General features: G+C 33.4%; 15 protein-coding genes. 7 read left to right on the top strand and 8 right to left on the bottom strand.

Translation table 11 applies throughout. The annotated features are described in order from the left end of the window. Positions 1–3: 3 nt before the first annotated feature. The 4 genes from RM538_RS01995 to RM538_RS02015 all read left to right on the top strand — a co-directional run bounded on the left by RM538_RS01995 (position 4) and on the right by RM538_RS02015 (position 4206). Positions 4–582: a DUF4126 domain-containing protein gene (locus tag RM538_RS01995; protein WP_311331716.1), complete on the top strand. Its 579-nt coding sequence runs from the start codon at positions 4–6 to the stop codon at positions 580–582. A 56-nt stretch (positions 583–638) separates the two neighbouring features. Further along, on the top strand, positions 639–2453 hold the full coding sequence (gene kdsB, locus RM538_RS13430; protein WP_432279789.1) for a 3-deoxy-manno-octulosonate cytidylyltransferase: 1815 nt from the start codon (positions 639–641) through the stop codon (positions 2451–2453). A 13-nt stretch (positions 2454–2466) separates the two neighbouring features. Continuing rightward, positions 2467–3003, top strand: coding sequence for a 1-acyl-sn-glycerol-3-phosphate acyltransferase (locus RM538_RS02010; RefSeq protein WP_311331717.1), 537 nt, complete (start codon positions 2467–2469; stop codon positions 3001–3003). A gap of 177 nt (positions 3004–3180) precedes the next feature. Beyond that, positions 3181–4206 (top strand): hypothetical protein, encoded by a 1026-nt coding sequence (locus RM538_RS02015; protein ID WP_311331718.1) that lies wholly within the window; start codon positions 3181–3183, stop codon positions 4204–4206. Positions 4207–4283: 77 nt separating this feature from the next. Here RM538_RS02015 and RM538_RS02020 read toward each other — a convergent pair whose 3' ends face one another. From RM538_RS02020 to gcvT, 4 genes are read right to left on the bottom strand one after another with little or no spacing between them, the layout of a single operon-like run. Then, a complete protein-coding gene (locus tag RM538_RS02020) occupies positions 4284–5027 on the bottom strand; it encodes a YebC/PmpR family DNA-binding transcriptional regulator (RefSeq protein WP_311331719.1) in 744 nt (247 codons plus the stop codon). Positions 5028–5073: 46 nt separating this feature from the next. Beyond that, positions 5074–5355 carry a 4a-hydroxytetrahydrobiopterin dehydratase gene (locus RM538_RS02025; protein WP_311331720.1) on the bottom strand — a complete coding sequence of 94 codons (282 nt, stop codon included), beginning with the start codon at positions 5353–5355 and terminating at the stop codon, positions 5074–5076. Further along, entirely contained in the window at positions 5352–6200 is an 849-nt protein-coding gene (locus tag RM538_RS02030; RefSeq protein ID WP_311331721.1) for a sugar nucleotide-binding protein, read from the bottom strand. The genes RM538_RS02025 and RM538_RS02030 overlap by 4 nt, the downstream gene beginning before the upstream one ends. Before the next feature lie 8 nt (positions 6201–6208). After that, positions 6209–7291, bottom strand: coding sequence for a glycine cleavage system aminomethyltransferase GcvT (gene gcvT, locus RM538_RS02035; protein ID WP_311331722.1), 1083 nt, complete (start codon positions 7289–7291; stop codon positions 6209–6211). Positions 7292–7402: 111 nt separating this feature from the next. Between gcvT and RM538_RS02040 the strand changes: the two genes are divergently transcribed. Further along, entirely contained in the window at positions 7403–8950 is a 1548-nt protein-coding gene (locus tag RM538_RS02040; RefSeq protein ID WP_311331723.1) for an NAD(P)H-hydrate dehydratase, read from the top strand. Between the two features lie 43 nt (positions 8951–8993). On the opposite strand, the gene RM538_RS02045 is transcribed toward RM538_RS02040, so the two are convergent. Continuing rightward, a complete protein-coding gene (locus RM538_RS02045) occupies positions 8994–10019 on the bottom strand; it encodes a TlpA family protein disulfide reductase (RefSeq protein WP_311331724.1) in 1026 nt (341 codons plus the stop codon). Positions 10020–10130: 111 nt separating this feature from the next. On the opposite strand from RM538_RS02045, the gene hutH reads away from it, so the two are divergent. Next, positions 10131–11642, top strand: a complete 1512-nt coding sequence (gene hutH / locus RM538_RS02050; RefSeq protein ID WP_311331725.1) for a histidine ammonia-lyase — start codon at positions 10131–10133, stop codon at positions 11640–11642. Between the two features lie 13 nt (positions 11643–11655). After that, on the top strand, positions 11656–12495 hold the full coding sequence (locus RM538_RS02055) for a GH12 family glycosyl hydrolase domain-containing protein (RefSeq protein WP_311331726.1): 840 nt from the start codon (positions 11656–11658) through the stop codon (positions 12493–12495). Between the two features lie 2 nt (positions 12496–12497). Here the strand turns inward: RM538_RS02055 and RM538_RS02060 are convergent, their stop codons facing one another. From RM538_RS02060 to RM538_RS02070, 3 genes are all read right to left on the bottom strand, one after another. Further along, entirely contained in the window at positions 12498–12821 is a 324-nt protein-coding gene (locus RM538_RS02060) for a TraR/DksA family transcriptional regulator (RefSeq protein ID WP_311331727.1), read from the bottom strand. Continuing rightward, complete coding sequence (locus RM538_RS02065; protein ID WP_311331728.1) at positions 12822–13205, bottom strand: hypothetical protein; 384 nt, start codon at positions 13203–13205, stop codon at positions 12822–12824. Between the two features lie 64 nt (positions 13206–13269). Beyond that, the gene (locus tag RM538_RS02070) at positions 13270–15828 is read right to left on the bottom strand and encodes an ATP-dependent Clp protease ATP-binding subunit (protein WP_311331729.1); all 2559 of its coding nucleotides are present in this window, start codon (positions 15826–15828) and stop codon (positions 13270–13272) included. Positions 15829–15952: the final 124 nt, after the last annotated feature.

The following is a 15952-nucleotide window of genomic DNA, read 5'->3' on the forward strand; positions in this document are numbered from 1 at the left end:
TTTATGGGTATAGTAGAAGTCATACTAAGTATTTGCCTAGGTGTTGGTCTTGCAGCAGCTGTTGGGTTTAGAGTATTTTTGCCATTGTTAATTTTAAGTATTGCTGCTTATTTTGATGTAATTCCTTTACAAGAAAATTGGCAATGGGCTGGAAGCCTTACTGCAATTATTACACTCTCTATCGCCACTTGTATTGAAATTTTTGGATATTACATTCCTTGGGTAGATAACATCCTGGATACTATTGCCGTACCATTGGCTACTGTTGCAGGAACAGCAATCATGCTAGCAACAATGGCAGATATGGACCCTATAATTACATGGTCCTTAGCTATTATTGCTGGAGGAGGAACTGCAGCAGCAATAAAGGGAAATACATCCGCTGTAAGACTTACATCAACTGCTACGACTGGGGGAGTAGCAAACCCTGTTGTAGCTACTGTAGAAACAGGAACCTCTACAGTAATGTCTTTACTATCCATATTTATAGCGCCTTTAGCATTTATATTAGTATTAGTATTCTTCTATTTAATTTATAAGTTTTATAAAAAGCTAAGAAAAAAGGATACTCCTACAACATAATCTTCCTATTTTTGAGAATAAATTACAAATAAGCATACATTTTGAAAGTAATAGCAATGATTCCTGCGCGTTATGGCGCATCTAGATTTCCAGGTAAGTTAATGCAAGATCTTGGCGGGAAACCAGTAATTGTAAGAACCTATGAAGCCGCAAAAGAAACTAACCTTTTTGATGAAGTTTATGTAGTTACCGATAGTGAAATAATTTACAATGAAGTAGAACTTCATGGCGGTAATGCTATTATGAGTGTTAAAGAACATGACTCAGGTAGTGATCGCATTGCCGAAGCTGTTGAAAATATGGATGTTGATATAGTAGTTAATGTTCAAGGCGATGAACCATTTACAAGTAAAGAAGGCTTAGAACTAGTATTAAACCTCTTTCAAGGTCCAGATGCAGAAAAAATAGACTTAGCTTCTTTAATGACAGAAATTTATGATTGGAAAGAAATTAGTGACCCTAATTGTGTAAAGGTAATAGTTGATAGAGAAAACTTTGCACAATACTTTTCTAGATCTCCTATTCCGTATCCAAGGGATAAAAATGCTGCTGTTCAGTACTATAAGCATAAAGGGATATATGCTTTTAGAAAAGAAGCGTTAATGGATTTTTATAGACTACCCATGCGCTCTCTTGAAGCTGCAGAAAAAATTGAGTGCATCCGTTACTTAGAATACGGAAAGAATATAAAAATGGCAATTTCTAATACACAAGGGATAGAAATAGACACTCCTGAAGATTTAGTGAGAGCTAACAAAGCGCTTAAAGAAGCTAATGAAGGTGAAGTAAACAATAAGTATAGAAATTTCCCAATGGTACCAAAAGTAGTATTTGGACAAGGAAGTTTTGACCAATTGCAATCTATACTTTCACCAGAACGTAAAAGTAAATCTCCATTTATATTTCTTGTTGATGATGTGTTTATTGGAAACAACGAACTTATTGATCGCATAAACTTAAGATTTAATGATAAGTTAATTTTTGTTTCTGCAGATGAAGAACCTAAAACTATTCAAGTAGACCAAATTGTAAAGGATATTAAAGCAGAATTTACTTATAGACCTTCTGGAATTGTTGGAATTGGAGGGGGTTCTATCTTAGATTTGTCCAAAGCAGTATCTATAATGTTAACTAATAAAGGTAGTGCATCAGATTACCAAGGTTGGGATTTAGTAAAAAACAAAGCACTTTATCATGTGGGAGTGCCTACGATATCTGGAACAGGTGCAGAAGTTTCAAGGACTACAGTACTAACAGGTCCAGTTAAAAAATTAGGAATCAATAGTGATTTTACTCCTTTTGATCAAGTTATCTTAGATCCAGACTTAACAAAGGGTGTACCTAGAAATCAATGGTTTTATACTGGTATGGACTGTTTTATTCATTGTGTGGAGTCTCTAAACGGAACTTTTTTAAATGCATTTAGTCAAAGTTATGGTGAAAAGGCTTATGACCTTTGTAAAGAAATATTCTTAGATAGTTCTCTTTCTGAAGAAGAAAGCAGAGCAAAGTTAATGATGGCGTCCTGGCATGGAGGAATGAGTATAGCATACTCGCAAGTAGGTGTTGCGCATGCGATGAGTTATGGACTTTCATACGTATTAGGAACTAAGCATGGTATTGGTAATTGTATTGTTTTTAACCATCTCGAAGAGTTTTATAAAGATGATGTAATACTATTTAAAGAAATGGTAGCAAAACATAATATAGATATTCCACAAGGTTTATGTAAAAATCTAACACAACAACAAATGGATACTATGATAGATATTGCATTAAGTCTTGTCCCACTTTGGGAAAATGCAATTGGTGATAATTGGGAAACTGTTATTACCCGAGAGAAATTAGCTTCTATGTATAGAAAAATGTAGCAACTGGGTTATAATGGGACTAACAAAATTTATCTTTTATAAAGTAATGGGCTGGCAGATTAAAGGTAAATTTAATCCTTCAGATAAAAAAGCGGTTGTAATTGTAGTGCCACATACTAGTTGGCATGACTTCTATATTGGTGTTTTTGCAAGACGTATATCTGGAGTAGAAATTAACTTTGTTGCCAAAAAGGAACTCTTTAAATTTCCCTTCGGAATTTACTTTAAGTGGATGGGTGGAGCACCGCTAGATAGAACCAAGGGACAAAACAAAGTAGATGCTATTGCAAAAGTGTTTGAATCTCATGAGGAGTTTAGATTAGCTTTGGCTCCCGAAGGTACTCGTAAAAAGGTATTAACTTGGAAAACAGGATATTATTATATTTCTCAAAAAGCTAATGTTCCCATAATTCCTGTTTCATTTGATTATAGCAAAAAAACTGTGACAATTGGAAATCCTTTTACTCCTACAAACAATATTGAGAAAGACACACAATATCTCAGGAGTTTCTTCACAGGAGTAATTGGAAAAAAGCCAGAGTACACTTAATAATAACTTTCTCTTAAGACTATTTTAATTAAATACTTTGTTAATTCAACACTGCATAAATGTTGTTAACTGTTTGATTATCAGTATTTAATTGTTAAAATATGTTTAATTTTTTGTATTATATTTTGTTAGACTAAAACTGCATCATATCTATGCTTTAAACAAATCTATATAATTATGAAAAAGTACAATTTTTTAACACTTATGGTTTTTGCTACATTAGCTCTAGTCTCTTGTAGTAATGATGATAACGGAGATGATGATGGTCAAACAGCCAATTTAGAATCTCAAGTTTACGCAACAAGTAACACAGACGGTAACGTAAGACGTTACGATAATGATGATAGTGGTAATACAACCACGACAACTCTAATAACATTATCTTCAGACTCAGAAGGGATTTATTATGATGAATCTTCAGATCAAGTTACACAAGCATCTAGATCATTATTGCAATTAAATACTTATGCAGATGCATCAATTACTCCAGATGGAGTAACAATAGAAGTAACAGCATCTAGCTCAATAGACCTTGTTAGTCCAAGAGATATTGCTGTTAATGGTAATATTTATGTAGTAGCAGATAATGCAGATGTAGATGGAGACCCTAATACAGCAGATGGAAGGTTTTTTGTTTATACTAAGTCTGGTTCAAATTTTACATTACGTAATACAGTAACAGTAGATTTCGCTGTTTGGGGAATCGAATTTGTAGGTAATGATTTATATGCAGTAGTTGATAAAACATCAGACATCGCTGTTTTCACAAACTTTACTGCAACAAATACAACAGATGCCACAGTTGCAGCTTCAAAGAGAATTACTATTGAAGGTATTGTGAGAACGCATGGTATTGCTTTTGATGGCGGAACAATGATTCTAACTGATGTAGGTGAAGCAAGTAGTGACATTGACGGTGCATTTCATGTAATAACTGATTTTGAAACTAAATTTAATGCTGTTGCAGATGGTGGTACAATGGCTTTAGCTGGAAACCAAACACGTGTGTCAGGAGCTCTTACTTTATTAGGAAACCCTGTTTCAGCAGATTTTGATAGTACTACTAATACAGTTTATATTGCCGAAAGAGCAAATGGTGGAGGTAGAGTATTATCTTATACAGACATTGGAACTGGAGGAAATGTAGGACCTACATTAAATGCTACCCTTTCAGGAGCATCATCAGTATATTTTACTAGATAATATATACTAAATCTATAACACATAAAAAGGAACTCAATTGAGTTCCTTTTTTTTTAAAGTTATGTAAGAAAAATGGACTATTCTGTTTCTTTCATAGTGTGATATACATTTTGTACATCATCATCCTCTTCAATTTTTTCGAGTAATTTTTCTACATCTGCTGCTTGTTCTGGTGAGAGCTCTTTTGTTACTTGTGGGATTCTTTCAAAACCAGAAGATAGGATCTCTATAGAATTTTCTTCAAGATATGATTGTATTGCTCCAAAACTTTCAAAAGGTGCATATATAAGCACACTAGTTTGCTCATTTCCATCTGCATCTTCGTCGGTATCCTCAAAAATTTCTTCAACACCATGGTCTATAAGCTCTAGTTCTAGCTCTTCAATATCCAGACCTTCTCCATTAATTTTAAAATTGCAAGTATGGTCAAACATAAAAACTGTAGAACCTGACGTTCCTAAACTACCATCACACTTATTAAAATAAGAGCGAATGTTAGCTACTGTACGGGTATTATTATCTGTTGCAGTTTCAACTAAAATAGCAATACCATGAGGCGCATATCCTTCAAAAAGGACTTCTTTATAATCACCAAGATTTTTATCACTCGCTCTTTTAATAGCTCGTTCTATATTGTCTTTTGGCATATTAACTGCCTTGGCATTTTGTATAACTGCCCTAAGTTTTGAGTTTGTGTCTGGGTCTGGGCCCCCTTCTTTAACAGCCATAACAATATCCTTACCAATACGCGTAAAGGCTTTGGACATTGCAGACCAACGTTTCATTTTTCTTGCTTTTCTAAATTCAAAGGCTCTTCCCATAAAAAATTATTTTTTTGCAAAAATAAAAAAATGTAATTAGTATTAATTACCCAACAAGTTTATCAATAATCTCCGCGAGTTCAAAATCTTTTTGAGTGACACCACCTGCATCGTGTGTGTTTAATGAAATATGAAGGGTATTATAAACATTAGTCCAATCTGGATGGTGTTGCATTTCTTCAGCTTCAAAAGCAATACGTGTCATCATTGCAAAGGCATCTTTAAAAGAAGAGAACTGAAGTGAAGTGTGTATAGCATTATCATAATACTCCCAACCTGGATGGTCTTTTAAATTTTGATGGATTTTATTTTCCTCTAAAGGATTCATATTTTTTGTTTTAAAGTGATTATTTCATCTTTTAGTGTACAACTTTCTATTACTTCTTCTATACTAATTGTATAATTTTCTGGTAACTTGTTGTGTTTTGGTAAAATAGCTAGAAATCTATCTTCATTACTAGAAAATACTTGCTTAAAAATAGGCATTTGAGAACCAAAAGCCTGAGCAATTTCTTTAAAAAGATCATCGTGATGTGTAACATCTGTGCTAGATAAATGAAATATTCCACTTAAGTTTTTACTAATTATGTAGTGTAATTGTTGACTAGCTTTATCTACGGTTGTAGCACTTATAACTAGATTGGGATAAACATCAAAAGCAGCATGATTTTTAATAGCTTGCTGTAATTGTATTACAAGCGGAGCAGTTACACCAAGTATCATTGGCAACCTTGCGATTACAACCTTTTCTTTAGGTATAGTAAGTAGCATTTTTTCTACTGATGCAAAATAACGTCCTTCACTACTTTGGGGGTTTAGCGTATCCTTTTCATAGGATGGAAACTTAAATGCGCCATCAAAAACAGATGATGAAGAAATAAATAAAAGTTTACAATTTTGAGAAGTGGCTATATATGTTGCGATTTCCTCATGCGCCTTAAATCTACTTGAATACTCACCACTAAAACAAGAAATAATAAAAGTTGGTGCTACCTCTTGTAAAATACTATAAATACTATCTTCCTCACAGTTGTAAGGAAAAAGTATACTGTTTTCGGTTGCGTAAGTCGTTGGAGTAACGTATGTCCCATAAATATCAAAGTAGGCACGTAGCTCTTTGTATATTGCTTGACCAATAAATCCAGTAGCACCAAGAATTAAGATTCTGTTCAAATCAGATTTTATTTTTTATAAAAGGGTAATTTAACAACTTTAGCAGCTACTTTGTTTTTTCTAATTTGAATGAAAATTTCAGTATCAACTTTACTATGTTCTAGGGTCACATAACCTAAACCAATTCCTTTATTAAGAGAAGGAGACATTGTTCCACTAGTTACAACGCCAATAGTACTATCTTCATTATCAACAATTGTATAACCTTGTCGCGGAATCCCTCTTTCGAGTAACTCAAATCCAACAAGCTTTTTTGATACTCCTGTTTCTTTTTGTTTTTTTAATTTTTCTGAATTGATAAAGTCTTTTGTAAACTTTGTAATCCAACCCAATCCAGCCTCTAAAGGTGAAGTACTGTCATCTATATCATTTCCATAAAGACAGTAGCCCATTTCTAGACGTAAGGTGTCTCTTGCAGCAAGACCAATTGGTTTTATTCCAAAATCTTTTCCAGCTTCTAAAACATGATTCCATATTTGTTCTACTTCACTATTCTTACAATATATCTCGAAACCACCACTTCCTGTATAGCCCGTTGCGCTAATAATTACATGTGGAATTCCAGCAAAATCTGAAACTTTAAACGTGTAAAATTTAATAGCACTTAAATCTTCAGAAGTTAAAGATTGCATAGCCTCAACTGCTTTAGGACCCTGAATAGCAAGAAGAGAATACTCTTCAGAAATATTTCTGAGCTCTGCCTTCATTGTGTTATGAAGGTTAATCCAGTTCCAATCTTTCTCTATGTTGGATGCATTTACAACAAGCAACCATTTTTCAGCTTCTAATCTATACACAATTAAATCATCAACAATTCCCCCTTCTTCATTTGGAAAACAACTGTATTGCGCTTGACCATCTACTAGCTTTGATGCATCATTACTACATACTTTTTGAATTAAATCTAAAGCATTAGGGCCTAGGACCAAAAACTCTCCCATATGAGAAACATCAAAAACGCCAACCGAATTTCTAACTGTTTCATGTTCTGCATTTACACCCTCATAAGAAACAGGCATGTTATATCCCGCAAAAGGAACCATTTTTGCGCCAAGGGCTTCATGTACTTTAGTAAGTGCTGTATTATTCATAGTGTTTACATAAAATTTATTGTTACAAATGTATAGAATAGAGTTTAGGTAAATAAAGCATTTAATCCTATTTTAAGTATTATTTTTACAGTATAAGTTTTTTATATTATTATGAAGATATTTTCAGCAGCACAATTACATGAGGCAGATAAAGTAACTGCAGAGAAACACAATATTACATCGTTGGATTTAATGGAGCGCGCAGGTGGGCAAATTTTTGCTTGGCTGCATCAACGTATGCAAGGTGCCCAAGTACCTATTCATATTTTTTGTGGTATTGGTAATAATGGAGGGGATGGACTAGTCTTAGGAAGACTACTAATTGAAAACGGTTATAATGTCACTATTTATGTTGCAAATTTTACTGATAAAAGATCTAAATGTTTTTTGGTTAACTATGATAAAGTAAAGAACATAACAAAGAAGTGGCCTATTTTAATGACGAGTGAGGCAGACTTCCCTGAAATACATAAAGACGACATAATAATTGATGCAATTTTTGGTATTGGGCTAAACAGAGCTCCTGAAGGATGGGTTAAGAAATTGATTCAATACCTTAATAAAAACAAAGCTTTTACTTTGTCAATTGATATGCCAAGCGGGATGTATGCGAACCAAGCACTAGAGGATGCTGATGCTGTTATTACATCTAATCATACCCTAGCGTTTCAAACACCTAAATTTTCTTTCTTTTTACCTGAAACGGCAAGGTTTGTTCCCTTTTTTGAAGTTTTGGATATCGGTTTAGACCCAGAATATATTTATACTACAGAACCCTATGCACAAGTAATTTCTAAACCAGAAGCACAGCAATTATACAAGCCTCGTGACAGGTTTAGTTACAAGGGCACGCATGGTCATACACTTGTTGTTGCAGGTAGTTATGGTAAGATGGGGGCAGCTGTTTTGAGTACAAAGGCTAGTTTAAAAATTGGAAGTGGGATAGTAACGACATTTATTCCGAAGGTTGGATATACAATTTTACAGACAAGTGTGCCAGAAGCTATGGTGCTTACAGACGATAATGAAAATGTACTTTCTAGTATAAACTATAATTTTAATCCTCAATGTATTGCTGTTGGACCCGGAATAGGAACAAGTGAGCAAACGGTTAATGCTATCAAAGAACTTTTTAAAAGAAGTAAAAGTCCAATTGTTATTGATGCAGACGGACTTAATTGTATTGCAGAGGATAAAAGTTTGCTAAAATTAATCCCCAAGCAATCTATACTAACACCACATAAAGGAGAGTTAGAGCGTCTCATTGGTACTTGGAAAAATGATTATGATAAAATAAAAAAAGTGAAAGCTTTTGCTAAGAAGTACGAAGTTGTTGTTGTGATTAAAGAGACATTTACAATTGTTGTTTTTGAAGATAAGCTATACATCAACACTAGTGGTAATCAAGCTTTAGCAACTGCTGGTAGTGGTGATGTATTAACCGGAATTATTGCTGGATTAGTATCTCAGGGGTATGATAGTTTACTCGCATCTGTTTTAGGAGTGTATTTGCATGGAAGTGCAGGTGTACTAGCCTCTAAACAGATGGGTTATGAAGGTGTTATTGCTAGTGATATTATAGACTTTATACCAGATTCTTATATAGAATTGTTTAAACAAGAGCAGGCACCACAACAAGAAAAGACTGAAACTAAATAAAAAAAGCCTCAGAAAAAGAGGCTTTTAATTGAAGGTTTTTCCTTTAAATTAATCCATCCAGCACTTCGCGTAATTTAGGGTTTGAAGGTCTTGGCGCGCTTGCATCAATAATATTTCCTTGTTTGTCTATTAAAATAAATCTAGGGATTCCTTTTATTCTATAGTCTTTAATAAACTGAGATTGCCATCCTTTTGGAGCCATAATTTGTATACCTCTCAATTCTTTGTCTGCCACCATAGCTCTCCAATCTTTATTAGCTTGTTCCCAAGAACCCTTATGGGTTTTGTCATCATCTATAGACATGCTTACAAAAGCTATTTCATTATCATGATAATCTGCTTCTATTTCTTTTAAATATGGTATTTCAACTTTACATGGTCCACACCAAGTTGCCCAAACGTCTATATATACATACTTTCCTTTTAAATCTTCTAGAGAAGTTGTACCTCCTGCATAATTTTCGTAGTCAGCAAAAGAAGGAGAGGGAGCCCCTTTAGGTAATGCTCTTCTTAGTGCGATTAATCCAGAATAATAACTTTTATAAGACTTTACAAGTCCTTTGACATCCTCTTTGCTAGAATTAATAACCATTGTGTCAATATCCTTGGCACTATCTATATATTCATTAAGCTTATTGGCAATATTGTTCATTTTGGTATTTAAGCCAGCTTGATTAAGACCATCAAAGTCTCCTTCAAGTAGTTTCTCTTCAAGTAAGGATTTTTTTGCTAAAAAGTTGCTGTTTTCAGAACCTGGACCAGTATAACTAACAGTTTCATCAAACTGCTCTGTATCTATTGTCATGTTAATTTCATATCCATTTTTTAGAAAAATAGTAGTTCTCTCAGATCCATTATACATAGAATAAAGACCAGCATCTACTTTAAGTGTGTCACTAAAAGTGCCGTCTTCATTTACTTGTATTTTTTTGGTATATCCTCTTTTTCTTATTTGTATAGAATTACTATTGGTATTTGTGATTATTCCTGAAAATGTTACATAATCCTTGGGTTCTTCAGCACATGCAAACATTAAAACTGCAAGTGTAGCTAGGGCTATTTTTTTCATAGGTAAGCGATTTATTCTATAAAATTACATTTTTATTTTAGAGTTGCTATCTAAGCAAGCTATTTTGTAATCAATATTGTATTTTAGCAAGACAAAAAAACAACCTAAACTATGCAAGAAATCCATTATATAAGTAGTGACGTACTACAATTAACTACTATTAAGGATATTATTGAATTTAATAAACAACTAGCCCTTTCTGAAGAAGCCATTCTCAATATTAAAAAATGCCATTCCTATTTATCAAATAAAATGAAAGATAATGATACCCCTGTGTATGGTATTAATACTGGATTTGGGTCATTATGTAATGTAAAAATATCTACTGAAAACTTATCTAAGCTTCAAGAGAACTTAGTGATGTCTCATGCTTGTGGTACAGGTGATTATGTTCCAAAGCCTATTATAAAACTAATGCTGTTACTTAAGATTCAATCCTTAAGTTATGGGCATAGTGGAGTGCAATTACAAACGGTAGAACGTCTTATTGATTTTTACAATCATGATATTTTACCAGTTATCTACACGCAAGGAAGTCTGGGTGCTTCTGGTGATTTAGCTCCTTTGGCACACTTAGCATTACCTTTATTGGGCAAGGGAGAAGTATATCTTGACGGTGCTATAACCTCATCTAAAGAATCATTACAAAAACATAAATTAAAACCTGTTGTGTTGCAAGCAAAAGAAGGCTTGGCATTATTAAACGGGACACAATTTATGAGTGCATACGGAATATACAGTTTATTAAAAGCACATAAATTATCGTATCTAGCAGATGTTATTAGTGCTATTTCGGTTGATGCTTTTGATTGCAACATGAGCCCCTTTGATTCGTTGGTTCATTTGGTAAGGCCACATCGGGGTCAAGTTAAAACGGCAGAACGTATTAATGAACTATTGGATGGAAGTGAGTTAGGAGCTTCAGAAAATAAAAAAGTACAGGACCCTTATTCGTTTAGATGTATTCCACAGGTGCATGGTGCTACTAAAGATTCTATTGTATTTGTAACAAAAACTTTTAAAACTGAAATAAACTCAGTAACCGATAACCCAAACATCTTTATTGCTGAAGATAAAATTATATCTGGCGGTAATTTTCATGGTCAACCCTTAGCATTGGGACTAGATTATCTTTCTATTGCTATGGCAGAACTTGCTAATATTTCAGAAAGAAGAACGTATCAATTAGTATCTGGTTTAAGAGATTTACCAGACTTTTTAGTTAATAACCCGGGTCTTAATAGCGGTTTTATGATTCCTCAATATACTGCTGCAAGTATTGTGAGTCAAAATAAACAATTAGCTTCACCAGCTTCAATAGATTCGATTGTATCATCAAATGGGCAAGAAGATCACGTTAGTATGGGGGCTAATGCTGCTACAAAATGTTTAAGAATTATTGAGAATGTAGAAACAGTTCTTGCTATTGAACTCTTAAACGCTTCTCAAGCACTAGCATTTAGAGTACCTAAAAAGACTTCTCCATTTTTAGAATCTTTTCTAGAGCCCCTTAGGGATACTGTTCCTTTTGTAAAAGAAGATAGGATTCTTGCCGATGATATTCACGCCTGTGTAGGTTTTATACAGAGTTTTAGTATTGATAATGATTTACTTTTTGAATAAACACATACTCAAAATGAAAAAAATACTTTTATTATTTCTTAGTTTAATAGTATTAACCTCATGCAAAACATTAAATAAAAATGTTACTCATGAGCAAATGATAGCAATGGGTTCTAACGATGCAAAGCTCCTAGTTAATACACCAGATTATAAAAAATGTAAGGAAGGAAAAAAAGAGATAGATGACATTACTGTAAAAAACAATTTATGGGGAAAGGCAAAAGTAAAAAGTGGAAGAGCAGAATTATGTACGTATGTTAAGGGGAATACTTATGGTTGGGAATGGAAAGTAGATAAAGGTGCTAGTGGTGTAATAGGGTATCCAGCTATTGAAGTAGGTAGAAGTCCATGGGGTAATAAGTCTAGAAAGGGTGAAGACGGTTTCCCTATTAAAGTTACTGAAATTGAAAGCTTACCAGTTAGCTATGATTTTGAAACGCTGGTAAAACACAAAAAGTTTAATTTATCTTTTGATATCTGGCTAACCAATGTACCTAATGCCAATAAGGATAATATTACTACAGAAATTATGATATGGGAGGACTATTTTGATTTTAGTTCTTATGGTAAAGTAATAGATAAAATTGCAACTCCTTTTGGTTTATACAAAGTGTATAAGGGGTATTTAAAAAATGATAATTATAGTCAAGATTGGGTGTATCTAGCCTTTGTTAGAGAAACTCCTAGAAGTCAAGGAGAAGTTGAGATAAAATACTTTTTAGATTATTTACTACGTAAAAAACACATTTCTCAAAATGATTATTTTGCCTCTGTAGAATTAGGTAATGAAATAGGAAACTCAAGTGGTTTAACACTTGTACGTAATTTTGAATGGGATTTAAAAGTTAAGTAATGTTATCCAGCGCAATTAACACAGGTAATAGCCTGTGGTATTAGTAAAATTCTACCTTCAGGTATAGGCTTTTTACACTTAATACAGATGCCAAAATCTTCATCATCAATTTTTGATAGTGCTACTTTTAAGTTTTTAAATTTTAGTTCGGCTTGCTTAAGTGCTTTGTCATTTATGCTTTTATTGTTTATAGCATCCATTCTTGATACTCTACCAATAGCATTTTCAGGAGCAATAGGTTTTGTAAGCTCCTTGTATTTTTCTATTTGAAGTGAAGTAGTCTCAATAGCTTCAATTATCTTTTTTTTAATTTTTGAAGTATCCAACTAGTCTCTATTCTCATTAATTATAGTTTGCACCCATTGCATGGCCTTACTTAGAGTATCAAAAACCTTGAAAGGCTTATTGAAAAAGTTACTTTCGTATAATGCGTTCTTTTTGTTTAAATGTTTTTCGGCAACGATGGCAATAGCTAATAGATTATAAATGCTAGATGTACCTAGATAGGTTATAGGATCAACAGAATAAGAATTTATTCTATTTGAAATATATACAAAAGGTTTATTTTTAAAATACTTTTCTATAACATTAACTAAAGTGTTATTATGCTCTGGTGTTATTGTTACTCCCTCTTGAATTTGATTAATCAAAAATTCATCAAAAATGAAAACTTCTGTGTAACCCAAGTCAAAGTATTTAAAGGCCCCCATTATAATATGTTTTAGTTAGCTGCCTAAATATACTAAGTTTTTGATTATCAGTAAATAAAAAAACCTACGATTCCGTAGGCTTTTTTTGTTTCTTAATTTTAATTTTGAGCTCTTCAGCTTTTTTATCGAGATCCATAATAATGGAATCCCCCTCTTGAAGTTTTGAGTTTATTATTTCTTCAGCTAAGGCATCTTCAATATATTTTTGAATAGCTCTCTTAAGTGGACGAGCTCCATAATCTTTATCAAAGCCTTTATCTGCAATATAATCTTTTGCAGCCTCAGTAAGTGTTAAGTTGTATCCTAGATCCTTAATTCGAAGAAACAACTTATCAAGTTCAATATCTATAATTTTATGAATATGTTCTCTCTCTAGCGGATTAAATACCATAACATCATCAACACGATTTAAAAACTCTGGTGCAAATGCTTTTTTAAGTGCATTTTCTATTACAATTTTTGCATTTGCATCTATTTGTGATTCTCTTGCGGATGTCCCAAACCCAACACCTTGACCAAAGTCTTTAAGCTTTCTAGCACCAATATTAGATGTCATAATAATTATAGTGTTTCTAAAGTCAATTTTTCGACCTAAACTATCTGTTAAATAACCATCATCCAATACTTGAAGTAACATATTAAATACGTCTGGATGTGCTTTTTCAATTTCATCTAATAGAACTACCGCGTAGGGTTTTCTTCTTACTTTCTCGGTTAATTGTCCTCCTTCTTCATATCCAACATATCCAGGAGGTGCACCAATTAATCTAGAGATAGCAAACTTCTCCATGTACTCACTCATGTCGATACGCACCAATGCATTGTCCGAATCGAAAAGTTCTTTTGCCAATACTTTTGCTAATTGTGTTTTACCAACTCCTGTTTGTCCTAAAAATATAAAAGAACCAATAGGCTTGTTAGGGTCTTTAAGACCAGCTCTATTTCTCTGTATTGCTTTTACAACTTTAGCAACAGCTTCATCCTGACCAATTACTTTTCCTTTAATTTGGTTTGGCAAGTCAGCTAGTTTCCTGCTTTCGGTTTGTGCAATTCTGTTAACGGGAACACCAGTCATCATTGAGACAACTTCGGCTACATTTTCTTCATCTACAGTTTCTCTATGTAACTTAGAATCGTTTTCCCATTTTTCTTGTGCAGTAGCTAATTCTTTTTCAAGATTTTTTTCATCATCTCTAAGCTTTGCAGCCTCTTCATACTTTTGCTTTTTAACAACAGTATTTTTTAGCTCTCTTACTTCTTCAAGCTTTTCTTCAATTTGAAGAATTGTTTCTGGGACATTGATATTAGTTATATGAACTCTAGAACCTGCTTCGTCAAGCGCATCAATAGCTTTGTCTGGTAAAAAGCGCTCTGTCATGTATCTATTTGTGAGCTTTACACAGGCTTTTAATGCATCATCTGTATAAGTAACATTGTGATGAGCTTCGTATTTATCTTTAATGTTTTGAAGAATTTCAATGGTCTCTTCTACGCTAGTTGGTTCTACTAGAACCTTTTGAAAACGCCTTTCTAAAGCACCATCTTTTTCAATGTATTGTCTGTATTCATCTAGTGTAGTGGCTCCAATACATTGTATTTCGCCTCTTGCTAATGCAGGCTTAAACATATTTGAAGCGTCTAATGACCCTGTTGCACCACCTGCGCCTACTATGGTATGGATTTCATCAATAAAAAGAATAATATCATCATTCTTCTCAAGTTCATTCATTACCGCTTTCATTCGTTCCTCGAACTGTCCTCTGTACTTAGTACCGGCTACAAGACTAGCAAGGTCAAGGGTGACAACTCTTTTTTCGTATAAAATTCTTGAGACTTTCTTTTGAGTAATTCTAAGTGCAAGCCCTTCGGCGATTGCAGACTTACCAACTCCAGGCTCTCCAATTAATAAGGGGTTGTTCTTTTTTCTTCTACTTAATATTTGTGAAACACGCTGTATTTCAGCCTCACGACCCACCACAGGGTCTAATTTACCCTCATCTGCAAGTGCGGTAAGGTCTCTACCAAAATTGTCTAAAACAGGTGTTTTAGATTTTTTACTGGTTTTTGAGTTTCCTCCAGCAAACAAGTTCTCTTTATTTTCTTCTTCTTGCGCATTATCATCATCATTAGGGAATGATTCCGCAGAAGGGGAGTCTATATAATCTTGACTATCGTCGTTAGCTATCATTAATTTAAATTGATCTTTTACATTATCATAATCTACTTTAAGCTTATTTAAAAGCTTTGTAGTTGGGTCATTTTCATTTCTTAAAATACAAAGCAACAAGTGAGCAGTATTTATTGATGTACTCTGGAATAACTTTGCTTCTAAAAAAGTAGTTTTAAGAGCACGTTCTGCTTGCCTAGTTAAATGTAAATTCTTTTTATCGTTACCTGTTGATCCTACATTGGGATTGGCAGGGCTTAATATTTCTACTTTTCTGCGTAGGTGGTTAAGATCAATATCTAATGCATTAAGTATTGTAACCGCTTTGCCATTACCATCACGAAGTAATCCTAGCATTAAGTGCTCAGTCCCAATAAAATCATGACCTAGCCTTAAAGCTTCTTCTTTACTATATGCAATTACATCTTTTACTCTTGGGGAAAAATTATCATCCATACTATAAAATCCTATCTTCTAAAATTACGAATATTTAGTTTAAAATATTCAAAAACTATACCCATTTAGGGCTTACAAAGTAAATTGACAAAAAAACGTCATAAAAACAAAGCATAATGTACAA

The sequence above is a fragment of the Patiriisocius hiemis genome (assembly GCF_031846325.1).
In the GTDB taxonomy this organism is placed as follows: domain Bacteria; phylum Bacteroidota; class Bacteroidia; order Flavobacteriales; family Flavobacteriaceae; genus Patiriisocius_A; species Patiriisocius_A hiemis.